Genomic DNA, 13617 nt, shown 5'->3' with positions numbered 1-13617 from the left:
CCCCCGACAAGCAGTCAACGCCTTTTCCGTGCCCGGTCAACGCATTCGGGCGCCCGGTCAGTGGGTTTGGGCGAGGCGCACGAAATCGGCGACGCCGAGTCGCTCGCCCCGGATACCGGGGTCGATGCCTGCGGCGCGCAGACGCCGTTCGGCCTCCGCGGGTGAACCGGCCCAGCCGGCCAACGCCGATCGCATCGTCTTGCGGCGCTGGGCGAATGCGGCGTCGACGACGGCGAATACCGCGCCGCGCAGCTCGTCGTCGACCGGGTAGGTGTCGGTCCGTTCGATACGGACGAGTCCGGATTCGACCTTGGGTTCGGGCCAGAACACTGAACGCCCGACGGCTCCCGCCCGACGTACCGTGCCGTGATAACGGGCTTTGACGCTGGGCACACCGTAGGTGCGGCTGCCCGGTTCGGCGGCCAGGCGGTCGGCGACCTCGGCCTGCACCATCACCAGGGCCGTGCGGATCTCCGGGAACACCGCGAGCAGATGCAACAGCACCGGAACCGCGACGTTGTACGGAAGATTGGCGACCAGCGCGGTCGGCGCCACCGGAAGGTCGTCGCGGGTCACCCGCAGCGCATCGGCGGTGATCACCTCGAAGTCGCCCTGCCGTGCGGCGGCGCGTTCGGCGATGGTACGCGGAAGACGCTGGGCGAGAACAGGATCGATCTCAACCGCGACGACGCGACCGGCCTGCTCCAACAAGGCCAGCGTCAGCGACCCCAGACCGGGACCCACTTCCAGCACCACGTCGTCGGCACCGACACCGGATTCGGCGACGATGCGCCGAACGGTGTTGGCATCGTGGACGAAGTTCTGACCGAGCGTCTTGGTGGGACGAACTCCCACCTCGGCAGCCAGTTGCCGGATCTGGGCGGGACCCAGCAGCCTGGGCGATCCGTCGCCGCCGCTGCTGCTGTCGGAATCTGCGCTCAGCGCAGACCCAGCTTGGACGAGCAGGACGGCCACGCGCCCCAGCCCTGTGCGGCCTGCGTCTTCTTCGCGACGGCGATCTGCTCCTCGCGGGTGGCCAGATCGGCGCGCGGTGCGTACTCGAGGCCGCCCCAGCGCTCCCAGGTGTTCTGGTCGAACTGAACGCCGCCGTAGAAGCCGTTGCCCGAGTTGATGGCCCAGTTGCCGGTGGCTTCGCACTGCGCGAGGGCATCCCACACGCCGACCGGGACAAACGGCGCGCCCGGCTTGGTACCGATCCGGACGGTGGCCGGCTGTGCCGCGGTGAGCACCACGGACTGCATGCGATCGCGCTTGACGACCTTGCCGTTGATGGTGGTGATGTTGTAGGTCACACGCGCCTGACCGGGCTTGCCGGGGTTCACCACGACGCGGCGGTCACGGATGAGGTTCGGGTCCTTCTGCTTGATCTCCGGCGGCTTCACCGCCTCCTCGACCGTGCTGGTCTCGGTCCGGATCCGGGTCACCTTGATCTTCATGTCCTTGCTGACCGGCGTCTCGGGTGCGGGCTCTACCTTGTCGGTGGGCGCCAGCGGGTTGCCGAGGGCCGCGAGGAGATCACGCACGGTCTGGGCGGCGACCGTCGGATGCAGGGTCGCGGTGCCGTCGGTCAGGCTCACGGGCTTGGGCAGGGCGAGGTCGACGACACCGCCGTCGACGGGCATCGGGGCGTCTGGATGGAAGTTGGTGACGTCGGCGGCGTGGGTCAGCCCGCGCTCGGCCAGCAACTCATCGACGGTGACCGCATTGGTGGTAACGACCTCGGGCTTACCGTCGATCTCGAGCATGAGGGTCTTCTTGCGGTGGATGGTGATCTTCTGACCGTCGCCGAAGCTCGAGTCCAGGGCGGGCGTCACCTGTGCCCCGTCACCGGGTTCGATGCCCTGCGAGGAGAGGAGTGCATCCACCGAGAGCGCCATCGTCGACACGTCGCGGGTCGAACCGTCGACGTCGATCGTCACGTTCTTGTGCAGGGCGACACCCATGACACCGCCGGCAGCGACGGTGGCAAGAACGGCTCCGACCGCCACGCGGGCACGCGTGGACTTGGACTCGTTGATCTTCGAGAACACAGACAAGGTCAAACATCCTGATCGACTACACGGGCGTCACCACCAGCACGGGCACATCCGGCGGGTACGGGCCTCTCGACGCCGGTGTGCCTCGCCAAACCTGGCGGGATCACAATACGATAACGAACAGGCCAGATTACTGCAAAGGTAACCGGTAGATCCGGCGCGCGTTGTCGCCGAGAACGCGGGCCATTGCGAGGGCGTCGACGCCACGGACCTCCGCCAGGACTCGGGCGGTGTAGGGCAGACAATACGACTGATTGGGCTGGCCACGGTAGGGATCCGGGGTCAGGAACGGTGCGTCGGTCTCCACCAGGATCTGCTCGTCGGGCACGATCTCGGCGGCGACTCGCAATTCGGCGGCATTGGCGAAGCTCACAGTGCCGGCGAAGCTCAACGTGTACCCGGCGTCCACACATTCTTGTGCAACATTTCGGTCACCGGAGAAGCAGTGCATGATCACGGACTCCGGGGCGCCTTCGGCGGCCAGGATGTCCAGGAGGTCACGATCGGCCTCGCGGTTGTGGATCATCAGCGGCTTGCCGACCCGCTTGGCCAGGTCGATATGCCACCGGAAGGCAGCCGCCTGCACATCGGGCGGGGCGCAGTCGTCCGAGCGTGTCGTCCAGTAATAGTCCAGCCCGGTCTCCCCCACCGCGACCACCCGCGGATGCCGCGCCATCTCCTCGAGCTCCGTGGCGGTCTCGTCGGTCAGATCCGACGCATGCATCGGGTGCAGGGCCACCGCGGCGTACGCGCGCGAATCCCACTCGGCCGCAGCCACCGCCCACCGCGCATCCACCATGTCGTCGGCCACGGTCACCACCTGCCCGACGCCGACCGCCTCGGCGTGATCGAGGATCGCGCGAACCGACTCGGCATCGCGGCCCCCGCACGCGGCGAGGTGGGTGTGGGCGTCGACCAGCCCGGGCAACGGCTGCGGGTCCGGGGGCGGTTCCCGACGACGACGCTTCTTGGCGGCCTTGTTGCTCAGTGTCTCCTCGTGCGCGGCGGGCATGATCTCAACTGTGGCACACCACCTCGGGCGCACCGGTCCCGCTACATCACCGCGGAGTGAGTGGGCGGACGACGTCGGTTCAGAGCGCCACCGTCCCCTCGATCACGCTCACACAGTCGCCGCCGATCCAGATGGCGGTGCCGTCGTCGTCGACGTGCACCCGGCCCGCTCGCCCGAGTGCGGTCCCCTGCGCGGCGACGTAGGACGCCGGTAGCTGGCCGATACCGAGCAGCCAGACGGCCAGTCCGGCGTTGAGGCTGCCGGTGACCGGGTCCTCGGGGACGCCGGCGCCGGGCGCGAAGGCCCGGACCTCGATGGCGGTCGACGACCCGTCCGGATGCGCCCCGACGAGTCCGACGAAGTGGTCACCGAGGGTAGCGAGATCCGGATGCACCTCGAGAACCCGGGCGGCCGTGGCCAAGCGGATCGCCATCCACGGCGGTCCGTTGTCCACCCACTCCGCGGCCAGCACCTCGTCGGCGTCGACGCCGAGGGCCGCGGTCACCTCCGCGATCACGTCGGCGGCCACGGGACCGCTGCGCACCAGGGGCGGCGCCGCGAACCACAATCGGTCGTCGGTGCGCCGGATCTCCACCAACCCGATCCCACACTCCTGCACGATCCGCGCACCTTGCGGACGGCCACCGGCGGCCAGCCATGCGGCCGCCGAGCCCAGCGTCGGGTGGCCGGCGAACGGCAGTTCATTGCCGGGCGTGAAGATCCGGAGCCGATAGTCGGCTCCAGGTGCCGTCGGCGGCAGCACAAAGGTGGTCTCCGAGAGATTGGTCCACCGTGCGAAATCGGCCATGGTGGCGTCGCCGAGACCGTCGGCGTCGAGGACCACCGCCACCGGATTACCTCGAGTGGCGTCTGGGGAGAACACGTCGATCTGCGCGAATCGTCTACTCATACACCCGATCCTGGGCGATGACGGCCCGCACGCGCCACCTGATTTCGACGGCCGGGTTCCCCGGAGTGGGTCACCCGACCCAAACGACTTGATTTCATATATGAAACACGATAACTTCACCTGCGATACGGATCACACCACACACATGTGTGCGATCCGTCTCGCCGCTCGCACAGGGCACGGTCGCAGATGACAGGGGGTCACATGGCGTTCGAGCTGCCCGCGTCCAAGGGACCGGTCCGGGATCTGGCCAACGAGGCCGGCCACACCCTTGGTTTCGCGCTCCAGGCCATCGGTGCTCTCGTCGTCGCCACCCTCCGCCGTCGCCTCTCGATCGCCGAGACCCTGAACCAGACGGTGTTCATCGGGCGGGTCAGCACCGGCCGGTCGTTGCTGCTGATGTTCCGGTCGGCGTGTTCATCGCGGTCTCCGTCGGTGAACTCGCCGGACGTATCGGAGCCGGTGGCTACTCCGGCGCGGTGGTCGCCTTCGTCATCGTCGGGCAGGCCTCGGCATTGGTGTGCGCGCTGATGATGGCCGGTGTCGCCGGATCGGCCATCTGCACCGACCTCGGCTCCCGCAAGATCCGCGAAGAGATCGACGCGATGGAAGTCATGGGGCTCAACGTGATCGAGCGTCTGGTGGCCCCGCGCATCCTCGCCGCCATCGTCGTCTCCCTGGTGCTGTGCTCGCTCATCACGGTGACCGGCGTGGGGGCCTGCTACGCCTACCACATCTACGTCCAGCATCTGCCGGCCGGCGCGTTCATGGCGACCTTCAGTCAGTACGGCCGGTTCTCGGACTTCGTGATGGCCCTGATCAAGGCGACGATCTTTGCTCTGATCTCCACGATCGTGGCCTGCTTCAAGGGATTACACGCCCGCGGCGATCCGCGTGGCGTCGCCGACGCGGTCAACGAGGCCGTCGTGATCGCCTTCGCGCTGGTCTTCATCTTCAACACGATCCTCTCGCAGCTCTACACCGTGATCGTGCCGGCCGTAGGGGCGTACTGATGGTGTCCGCAGACTTCTCGGTGCGCGTACAGCGCCGCTATTCGGCTCGCGCACAACAACTCACCGGCGGTATCGTCCGGATCGGCGAGTTCGTCACCTTTATCGCCCGGGCCATCATCGCGATCCCGTTCACCGTGGTGCACTATCGCAAGCACGTGCTCAACCAGATCGCCGAGGTGACCTTCGGCTCCAAATCGCTGCTGTCCGGCGGCGGCACCCTGGGCATCGTGCTCGCCATGTCGCTGGCCGCGGCGATGATGCTCGGCGTGGAGACCTACCGCGGCCTGCAACTGGTCGGCATGACCTCGTTGTCCGGCATGCTCTCGGCGATCGCCAACAGCCGCGAACTGGCGCCGGTGGTTGTCGGAATCGCGTTGGCCGCCAAGGTCGGAACCGGATTCACCGCACAGGTCGGCGCGATGCGGATCTCCGACGAGATCGCGGCCCTGGACTCGATGGCCATCCGCTCCATCCCCTTCCTCGCGACGACGCGCATGATCGCGGCGATGGTCTGCATCCTGCCGATCTACATGGTGGGGCTGCTGGCCAGCTACATCGCGACCCGGCTGGTGGTGGTCTGGTACAACGGCGAATCGTCGGGCACCTACGACTACTTCTTCCACCTCGCCCTCACTCCGACCGACCTGCTCTACTCGGCGACCAAGGCCATCGTCTTCGCCGCCATCGTCGCGCTGGTGCATTGCAGCTACGGCTATTTCGCCTCCGGTGGCCCCGAAGGTGTCGGTCAGGCGGCGGGCCGCGCGCTGCGTACGTCCATCCTCGCGATCGGCATCTTCGACGTCATCTTCACCTTCGGGTTGTGGGGTCTGATCCCGCAGATCCCGGGAATGGGAATCTGACATGTCCGTCATGCTCCACGGCAACCCGGTGTCGCGCACCTCCTACATCCTGCGTGCGGTGATCGCCACCGCACTGATCGTCGCCTTCGCCATCTGGATGGTCGCCCGCAGTACGGGGGTACTCGAGACGAATCCCGAGATCCACGCCGAGGTACCGGTGGAAGCCGGGCTCATCACCACCGGTGCGCCCGTTCGCTACCACGGGGTCAAGGTCGGTGAGATCGCCTCCATCGACGCCGGGACCACGTCCTCGGTGGTCAGTCTCACCATCGACGACAACTACCTCTCGTCCATCCCGAACACCGTGCTGATGCGGGTCCTGCCCCGAACGTTCTTCGGCGACATCTACGTTCAGCTTGTCGACACCCCCGGCGCGAGCCGGTCGCAATCGTTGTCCGACGGCGACGAGATACGCATCGACGACGGACCCGAGGCGATCAACCTCTACGACATCTTCACCAAGCTCTCCGACGTCCTCGCCGAGGTCCAGCCGGAGAAGATGAACATCGCACTCGCCGCCGTGTCCGCAGCCATCGGCACCAGCGGCGGCGACCTGGGCATCATGATCGACGACTGGTGGCAGACCTCCCGTGAACTGGAGTCCACGATGAACCGATTCATCGACGCCACACCACGATTCCGTGCCGTCATGGAAAGCCTGCGGCGCGCCACGCCGGCCATCACCGACACCCTGCGATCCACCACGTCGATCTCGCGGGGAATCGTCGAGCACCAGGAGAACCTGGATGCCTTCCTGGCCTCCGCGTCCGGGTTCGTCGGGTCCGTCGCCCCCTTCCTGGCCCAGCAGCGACGCAACCTCATCACCATCGTCGATTCCACCGCCACCATCGCATCGACCGTCGCCGACAACCCCTCGGGGGTCACCGACACCTCACCGAGGCAAGCAAATTCGGTGCGGCGGGCACCATCCTGTTCGCCAGCGGCCGGTTCAACATCACCGCGGTGCCGACCTTCTCCCAGCCGATGCACTACACCGCCGCCGACTGCCCCACCTACGGGACCATACGTGGCAGCCAGTGCTTCGGCACCGGTAGCCCCATCGGCACCGGACCGGTCCGGCAACCCGGCACCGGCAACCCGCGTCTGCTCTCCCCCCGCCAGCCCCGACCCGGTTTCACCCCTTCAGGTTTCACCGGCCCGACCGTCATCGACGGTGCGGCGGAGGCGGGCACCCTGAGCAACCTCGAAGCCCAACTGCGCGGCCGGCCCGGCACCTCGGACACCCCGAACCCGGCCACCACCCTGATGCTGGGCCCGATGCTCCGCGGAAACGAGGTGCAGGTGCGATGACCACCCTGTCGTTCAAGACCGTCCTCAAATCGGCATCTTTCGTGATCGTCGGGATCATCGCGGCCGTGCTGGTGAGCAACACCCTGCGGGTTCCGGTGTCCGGGCCGACGACGACCTATCACATCGCCTTCACCGACGCCGAAGGTCTCGTGGAGGGCAACCCGGTGACGATGTCCGGCGTCCGGATCGGACGGGTCTCCTCGGTGCGGTTCGCACCGCAGGCCGACGGCACCTCACTGGCCGACGTCGAGGTCGAGATCCAGCGGGATCGCGAACTCCCCCAACAGATCCACGCGGCCATCCGGTACGGCGACATGCTCGGTGCCCGCTACATCGCGCTGTCGGAGGGCCGGCCGGGACAGCCCGGACGCAACGGCACCACCATCCCGGTGGACGCGACATCGCCCCCGGTGAACCTCACCGCCCTGATGAACGGCTTCCAGCCACTGTTCTCGGCACTCGACCCCAAACAGGTCAACGAACTCGCCCGCGGCTTCGTCGACACCTTCGAAGGCCGCGACGGATCGGTTCAGTTGCTGCTGCGCCAGATCGGCACGATGGGCTCCAACCTGTCCGCCAACAGCGCGATCTTCGCCCGGCTCATCACCAACCTGAACGAGCTGATGTCCACGATGGACGCCCACAACCCACAGCTGACCGAACTGTTCAAGGGGCTGAGCTCGCTCACCTCGGCAGTGGTCGGCGACAACGGTCAACTCGCCGCGCTGCTCTCCAGTGGCGACCGCGCCGTCTCCGCGCTGGCGCAGATGATGACCTCGGCGGGCGGGAACTTCCAGCAAGCCCTCACCGGACTCGAAAGTGTCACCGCCGCATGGATTCCCAACACACCGGCGTTCACCGAGTTCCTGCGGCAGTTCCCCGTCCTGGCCGGCAAGATCAACCAGAGCGGTCGCTACGGCGGCTTCATGATGCTCTACCTGTGCAACTTCACGCTCAAGGCGTTCAACCTCGAGGCCAACATCTTCGGCCCGCTGCACTCCCCGGTCTGCAGGTGAGCGCACCGATGCCGACAGCCCGTCCCCGCCCGAGAAGAAAGTAGGAACCCAGCCCGTGTTTCTGGTCAGACTCATCGACGTCTTCGTCGGGATCTTGGAGTTCGTCTTCAAGGCCGACAAGCGTGCGCAGGGTGCGTCGGCGGCCGTGCTGGGAACCGCCGGAATCATCACCCTGCTCACCCTCATGCTCATCGCGATCGGCGTGCCGCAGATCAACTATCACGCCCGCACCTCGCCGTTCACCGCCGAACTCGCCAACGCCTCCGGCCTCACCACCGCCGACCCGGTGCTCGTCGCCGGTGTGCCGGCCGGGCGGATCGAGGCCATCGACCTCGCCGGTGACCGGGTACGCGTGGGATTCCGCCTCGACAACGACCTGCCGCTGGGCAACCAGACCAGGGCCACCGTGCGCCCGCGCACCGTCCTGGGCAAGCGCTACCTGGAGATCATCCCGGCCGGCCGCGGCGAGGTGGGGCCCGGCAACACGATTCCGTTGTCGCGCACCACGGTTCCCTACAACCTCGACGACATCTCCAGCGCCGCGGTGCACACCTCCCGGGAGATCGACTCCGGTGCGGTGCGCGCCATGATCGCGACGATGAACCAGATCATGCCCAACGGCACCACCCTCGACGCCTCGATGGCCGGCGCGGCCGGGGCCACCGCCGCGATCACCGAGACCGGCGCCCAGCTCGACCAACTCCTCGTCGTCTCCAAGAAGCTCGCCGAAGTGACGGCGCAACAAAGCGATTCGGTCTCGAGCGCGTTTTCCAGCACCCAGATCATCGTCCAGACACTCGCTGTCCGCCGGATGGTCCTGACCCGCCTCGTGGACAACCTGCGCATCGTGCTGGACCAGATGGCGACGACCTTCCCGCAGATACCGATGGGAGATCTCGTGAACAACATCGCGTCGGTCACCACCACGCTGAAGTCGAACGTCACCACCATCGACGGCATCCTCGAGCAACTGCCACCGGCGATGCGGACCATCACCGATGCCACCGGCAACGGCAACTGGGCCGACGTGGTCTCCCCGAGCGCGGTGATCCCCGACAACATGCTGTGCCTGCTCGGCGTGATGCAGGGGTGCCGCTGATGACCTTCCGTCAGGTTCGCGAAGTCCGTAAGCGAAAGCGCTACGGCGGCAGGATCTTCATGGCACTGCTGCTCGTCGGCGCGATCGTCGCCGGCCTGTGGTACGCCTTCGGCGCCGAGTCCGACACCCGGACCGTGCACGCCGAGTTCGCCTTCGTCAACGGCCTCTACGAGGGTTCCAAGGTCACCGTGCTCGGTGTCCCGGTGGGCCGGATCGATTCCGTCGAACCCGCCGGTGACCGTGTCAAGGTCACCGTGAGCATGCCGGCGTCGATCGACCTCCCGGCGAATGTGTCCGCCTACGTGCTCAATCCGTCGGTGATCAGTGACCGTCACCTCGAACTGGGTCCGGCCTACACCGGCGGACCGAAGTTCGCCGACGGCGCCACCATCCCGCTGGAACGCACCCACTCCCCGATCAGCTTCGATCAGCTCCTCGACAGCATCGGCACCCTCACCAAGATCATGGGACCGGCCGACTCCGCCCGAAACCCCGACGACCCCAACAGCATCGGCACACTGCTCGCCTCGACCGCCAAGGCGTGGGACGGCCGCGGAACCGAATTCGGTACGACGATGGCCGGTTTGGCGTCGGCGTCCGGCGTCTTCGGCGCACGGACCGAGGACCTGCAGGACCTCATCGACAGCCTCAATCAGCTCATGACGACCTTCCGCACCAAGCAGGTCTCGCTCGACGGACTGGTGCGGTCGATGAGCGTGCTGTCGGCGCAGTGGTCGACCGCCGACCAGGACATCACCGGACCGATCAACGACCTGAAGGTGGTCTTCGACCAGATCAACGGCTTCGTGATGGCACACGGCAACGATGTCGGCGTGGTCGCCGAGAACCTGCGGGCACTCGGCGACACCCTGGTCCGCAACAAGGCCGGGCTCGCCGAGTTCATGGATCTCGCTCCGCTGATGTTGCAGAACCTGTCGAGCACCATCGGCCCCGATCGTCGTGGCCGCATCCGGCTGAACATCTCCACCACCCTGACGCAGTTCAAGACACTCAAACCGCTGTGCGACCAGTTCCCGATGCCGATCTGCATCGGTGCCGGTCTGACCAACCCGATCGCCTTCCCGATCAGCAGTTCCGATCCGCTGGGCATCGTCTCCGCGATCACCGGTGGCGCGCTGCCCCAGCGTCCGCCGGCCGTCACCACCACCCCGGGAGGCGGGAACTGATGAGACGTCCATCCGATCCCGGTCGGCGTACCCGCCTGCGGGCCACGATGCTGGCGGCGACTGCCGCCGTCTCACTGTCCGCGTGTTCGGTTGGCCTGCAGGACCTTCCGCTCGGCGCAGGCAGCGGTGACTCCTTCGAGGTGACCGCCGAACTCATCACCGCCGACGGCGTGGTGTCGGGCGCCGACGTCCGGCATGGCCAGCAGATCGTCGGACGTGTCACCGACATCGGGCTGACCGGCCAGCACGCCGAGATCACCATGACCCTCTCCGACGGCACCACGCTGCCCGCGAACGCCACCGCCACAGTGGAATTGCCGTCGGCGCTGGGTACCCGTTCATCCGGCTGAGCGCACCGAAGAACCCGGAGGGCACACTCACCGACGGCTCCCACATCGCGCTGAAGCAGACCTCGGTGGGACCGCAGATCGAGAGCACGCTGGCCGCGCTGGGCAACATCCTCGGCGGCAGCGGCGTCAGCCAGCTGCAATCGGTGATGAGCAGCCTCAACACCGCCTTCGCGAACCGCTCGGACAAGGTCGGCGACCTCATCGACACCCTCAACCGGCTGCTGTCGCGGTCGTCGGTCTACACCGAGGACTTCAACTCGGCGATCGCCGCCGCGGCCGATGTCAGCGATCTTCTCGTCGGTCAGCGGCAGGTGGTCGACGAATTCCTGCAACAGGTGCCCGATGCGGTGGGAGTCCTGTCCTCGCAACGGGATCAGATCGCCGCACTGATGCGTCAGACCACCACCCTCGCGGTCAACGTCGACGCCGTGGTGAAGGGCCGGCAGGCGACCCTGAACTCGATGGTGACCGACGCCAACACCCTGGTGAAGTCGCTGGCCGCGTTCAACGGGACCGTCGGCGACACCCTGACCCACATGAACTCCTTCATGCGGAACTTCAACCGGTCCATCCGGGGGGACTATCTGGTCTTCGACGGCGCGCTCGACATTCCCGGCGGCATCGACAAGATCCTCACCGGCGGTCTGCTGCTGGCCGGACAACCGCTGCTCACCCCCAACGAGTTGCGCGACGTCCTCACCGGCGGCCTGGGCCGGCCCAAGGCGCCCCCGCAGCAACGTGAACGGCCACGACAGCAGCCAGGAGCACCACGATGAGTCCCGCAGCCAAACGGCTTCGTCTGCCCACACCCCGCACCGGCGCACTGCAATTCGTCATCTTCCTGGTGCTGTCCGCGGTGATCATCCCCTACGGGATCAACTTCATCGCCGGTCCGGAGGGCTTCGGCGACAAACTCACCCTGCACGCCACCATGACCGATGCCTTCGGCCTCACCGAGGGCACCGGCGTGACCCTGCGCGGAGTGGACATCGGGACCGTGAAGTCGGTGACCCTCGGCGACGCCGCCGACATCGAACTCGTGGTGCGCGGCGACACCCGCATCCCGGCGGACTCCTTCATGCAGGTGACCATGGCGTCGATGGCCGGCATCCAGAGCGTCGACATCATCCCGAGCAACGACGATCCGCCCTACCTACAGTCCGGCGACACCATCGCGGCGCCGGCCGATCGCCAGCCCAAGCAGATGGACGCCATCATCACCGACGCGGCGTCGGTCTTGCGCAGCATCGGTACCGGTCAACTCGCCACCTTCGGGACCGAGTTCTCCAACGCCTTCGACCACGACGATCAGGCGCTGAGCAAACTCGTCTCCAACGGCACGGCACTGGCGAGCCTGGTCAACCGCAACGCACCCATCCTGCGCGGACTGTTCGACGACCTACTCGACGTCCTGGGCGCGATGAGCGACAACACCGCGGCCTTCGAATCCGGGATGTGAATCGCCCCGGGTTTGCTGGAGGCTCGGTTAGTTGGTTCCAGCGATTGCTGGGACCGGGTTCTCACGGTAGCTGGTGACCGTGTGGGTCGCCCAGTAGGCGGCCTCGTACTCGACGGGCGGGACGTGTCCGATCTCGCCGTGCAGGCGTCGGTGGTTGAACCATTCGATGTATTCGGCGACCGCGATCTCGACCTCGCCGACACCGCCCCAACCACCACGCGGGCGCATCACTGGGTTACGAATGCACTCGGCTTTGAACAGCGAGTTGAATGCCTCGGCCATCGCGTTATCGTACGAATCACCTTTGGAGCCAACAGAAGTCACCGCATCCGCCTCGGCGAGACGTTCGGTGTAACGAATGGCTCGATACTGCACTCCGCGGTCGGAGTGGTGGATCAGCCCGGCCACATCCTGGCCGGCCCGCGAACGCGCCCACAACCCCATGTCCAGGGCATCGAGCGCGAGGCCGGTATGCATGGTCGTGGACACCTGCCAGCCGACGACCATGCGGGAGAACACATCGAGGATGAATGCCGCATATACCCAGCCGGAGTGGGTGCGGATGTAGGTCAGGTCGGCGACCCACAAGGTATTCGGCGCTTGGGCGGTGAACTGCCGTTGGACCCGATCAGCCGGCTGTGGCGTCTCGGCTCCCTCACTGCGAGTGGTCTTACGTGCCTTCAACCGCGGTATCCCCTGCAGCCCATCGGCTTTCATCAATCGTTCGACGGTGCAACGAGCCACACCGAACCCCTTTCTGCATAGTTCGGCGTGTACTTTGCGAGCACCGTAGACACCGAGATTGTCGGCGTGCACGGTGCGGATCTCACCGAGCATCTCGCGGTCACGAACTGCTCGTGGCGCCTCGGTCTTCTGTGGGCTCAGGTGGGCTCGCACCGTGGACGGAGCGATCTGGGCGGCCGTGTCGCGCAGGGCCGCGCAGATCGGATCGACTCCGTGTTCATCGCGATAAGCGGCGACGAACTCCACGATCAACGCTGTGGGCGGTCGATCTCCGCCGCGAAAAAAGCCGACGCCTGCTTCAAGATCGTGTTCGCCCGCCGCAGCTCGCGGTTCTCCCGCTCCAACTGCGCGATCCGGTCGGCATCCTCGGTGGTGGTGCCCGCCCGTACACCGCCGTCGATCTCAGCCTGACGAACCCAGTTGCGTAACGCCTCGGGATGCATCCCGAGCTGATCGGCAATCCGCTTGACCGCGCCGCGCGAGGACTCCGGGTCCCGTCGTGCTTCCACCGCCATCCGGGTAGCCCGCTCCTTGAGTTCCTCGCTGTACTTGCGTGGTGCTGCCATGCTCTCCATCCTTCACAGGTTCGAGAGCCTCCG

General features: G+C 66.7%; 13 protein-coding genes, 1 pseudogene and 1 other annotated feature. Of the genes and pseudogenes, 9 read left to right on the top strand and 5 right to left on the bottom strand.

Annotation, left to right across the window (positions count from 1 at the left end):
• Positions 1 to 57: 57 nt before the first annotated feature.
• The 4 genes from rsmA to GBRO_RS07395 form a co-directional block, all read right to left on the bottom strand.
• A complete protein-coding gene (rsmA, locus tag GBRO_RS07410) occupies positions 58 to 975 on the bottom strand; it encodes a 16S rRNA (adenine(1518)-N(6)/adenine(1519)-N(6))-dimethyltransferase RsmA (RefSeq protein ID WP_012833357.1) in 918 nt (305 codons plus the stop codon).
• The gene (locus GBRO_RS07405; protein ID WP_012833356.1) at positions 939 to 2057 is read right to left on the bottom strand and encodes a resuscitation-promoting factor; all 1119 of its coding nucleotides are present in this window, start codon (positions 2055 to 2057) and stop codon (positions 939 to 941) included. Before GBRO_RS07405 ends, rsmA begins: the two co-directional genes overlap by 37 nt.
• Positions 2058 to 2187: 130 nt before the next feature.
• Complete coding sequence (locus GBRO_RS07400; protein WP_012833355.1) at positions 2188 to 3069, bottom strand: TatD family hydrolase; 882 nt, start codon at positions 3067 to 3069, stop codon at positions 2188 to 2190.
• A 79-nt stretch (positions 3070 to 3148) separates the two neighbouring features.
• Positions 3149 to 3979, bottom strand: a complete 831-nt coding sequence (locus tag GBRO_RS07395; protein WP_012833354.1) for a PhzF family phenazine biosynthesis protein — start codon at positions 3977 to 3979, stop codon at positions 3149 to 3151.
• 204 nt (positions 3980 to 4183) lie between these two features.
• Between GBRO_RS07395 and GBRO_RS07390 the strand changes: the two are divergent.
• The 9 genes and pseudogenes from GBRO_RS07390 (at position 4184) to GBRO_RS07355 (ending at position 12274) form a co-directional block, all read left to right on the top strand.
• Positions 4184 to 4992, top strand: a pseudogene (locus GBRO_RS07390) (MlaE family ABC transporter permease).
• A complete protein-coding gene (locus GBRO_RS07385) occupies positions 4992 to 5852 on the top strand; it encodes an MlaE family ABC transporter permease (RefSeq protein WP_012833353.1) in 861 nt (286 codons plus the stop codon). Before GBRO_RS07390 ends, GBRO_RS07385 begins: the two are co-directional and overlap by 1 nt.
• A gap of 1 nt (position 5853) precedes the next feature.
• Positions 5854 to 7050 (top strand): MCE family protein, encoded by a 1197-nt coding sequence (locus tag GBRO_RS07380; protein WP_012833352.1) that lies wholly within the window; start codon positions 5854 to 5856, stop codon positions 7048 to 7050.
• A gap of 109 nt (positions 7051 to 7159) precedes the next feature.
• Complete coding sequence (locus tag GBRO_RS07375; RefSeq protein WP_012833351.1) at positions 7160 to 8179, top strand: MlaD family protein; 1020 nt, start codon at positions 7160 to 7162, stop codon at positions 8177 to 8179.
• A 55-nt stretch (positions 8180 to 8234) separates the two neighbouring features.
• Positions 8235 to 9278 (top strand): MlaD family protein, encoded by a 1044-nt coding sequence (locus GBRO_RS07370; RefSeq protein WP_012833350.1) that lies wholly within the window; start codon positions 8235 to 8237, stop codon positions 9276 to 9278.
• Positions 9278 to 10465, top strand: coding sequence for an MCE family protein (locus GBRO_RS07365; protein WP_012833349.1), 1188 nt, complete (start codon positions 9278 to 9280; stop codon positions 10463 to 10465). Before GBRO_RS07370 ends, GBRO_RS07365 begins: the two co-directional genes overlap by 1 nt.
• Entirely contained in the window at positions 10465 to 10815 is a 351-nt protein-coding gene (locus tag GBRO_RS27515) for an MlaD family protein (RefSeq protein ID WP_321573980.1), read from the top strand. Before GBRO_RS07365 ends, GBRO_RS27515 begins: the two co-directional genes overlap by 1 nt.
• Positions 10816 to 10880: 65 nt before the next feature.
• Complete coding sequence (locus GBRO_RS07360) at positions 10881 to 11591, top strand: MCE family protein (RefSeq protein ID WP_321573979.1); 711 nt, start codon at positions 10881 to 10883, stop codon at positions 11589 to 11591.
• Complete coding sequence (locus GBRO_RS07355) at positions 11588 to 12274, top strand: MlaD family protein (RefSeq protein WP_012833348.1); 687 nt, start codon at positions 11588 to 11590, stop codon at positions 12272 to 12274. Before GBRO_RS07360 ends, GBRO_RS07355 begins: the two co-directional genes overlap by 4 nt.
• 27 nt (positions 12275 to 12301) lie before the next feature.
• On the opposite strand, the gene GBRO_RS07350 is transcribed toward GBRO_RS07355, so the two are convergent.
• A protein-coding gene (locus tag GBRO_RS07350) for an IS3 family transposase (protein WP_115311797.1) occupies positions 12302 to 13584 on the bottom strand; the annotation gives its coding sequence in 2 pieces (ribosomal slippage) (positions 12302 to 13299 and positions 13299 to 13584; 1284 coding nt in all).
• Positions 13178 to 13306 (bottom strand) — a sequence feature (AL1L pseudoknot). (Overlaps the previous gene by 129 nt.)
• Positions 13585 to 13617: the final 33 nt, after the last annotated feature.

The sequence above is a fragment of the Gordonia bronchialis DSM 43247 genome (assembly GCF_000024785.1).
GTDB lineage: Bacteria > Actinomycetota > Actinomycetes > Mycobacteriales > Mycobacteriaceae > Gordonia > Gordonia bronchialis.
Note: the sequence above shows the minus strand (reverse complement) of the source record. Positions and strands in the feature narration are given on the sequence as shown.

Bases quoted from the DNA above. Each gene is read 5' to 3' on its own strand.
- GBRO_RS07400 (WP_012833355.1), bottom strand. From the start codon at position 3,069: ATGCCCGCCGCGCACGAGGAGACACTGAGCAACAAGGCCGCCAAGAAG.
- GBRO_RS07395 (WP_012833354.1), bottom strand. From the start codon at position 3,979: ATGAGTAGACGATTCGCGCAGATCGACGTGTTCTCCCCAGACGCCACT.
- GBRO_RS07385 (WP_012833353.1), top strand. From the start codon at position 4,992: ATGGTGTCCGCAGACTTCTCGGTGCGCGTACAGCGCCGCTATTCGGCT.
- GBRO_RS07380 (WP_012833352.1), top strand. From the start codon at position 5,854: ATGTCCGTCATGCTCCACGGCAACCCGGTGTCGCGCACCTCCTACATC.
- GBRO_RS07375 (WP_012833351.1), top strand. From the start codon at position 7,160: ATGACCACCCTGTCGTTCAAGACCGTCCTCAAATCGGCATCTTTCGTG.
- GBRO_RS07365 (WP_012833349.1), top strand. From the start codon at position 9,278: ATGACCTTCCGTCAGGTTCGCGAAGTCCGTAAGCGAAAGCGCTACGGC.
- GBRO_RS27515 (WP_321573980.1), top strand. From the start codon at position 10,465: ATGAGACGTCCATCCGATCCCGGTCGGCGTACCCGCCTGCGGGCCACG.
- GBRO_RS07355 (WP_012833348.1), top strand. From the start codon at position 11,588: ATGAGTCCCGCAGCCAAACGGCTTCGTCTGCCCACACCCCGCACCGGC.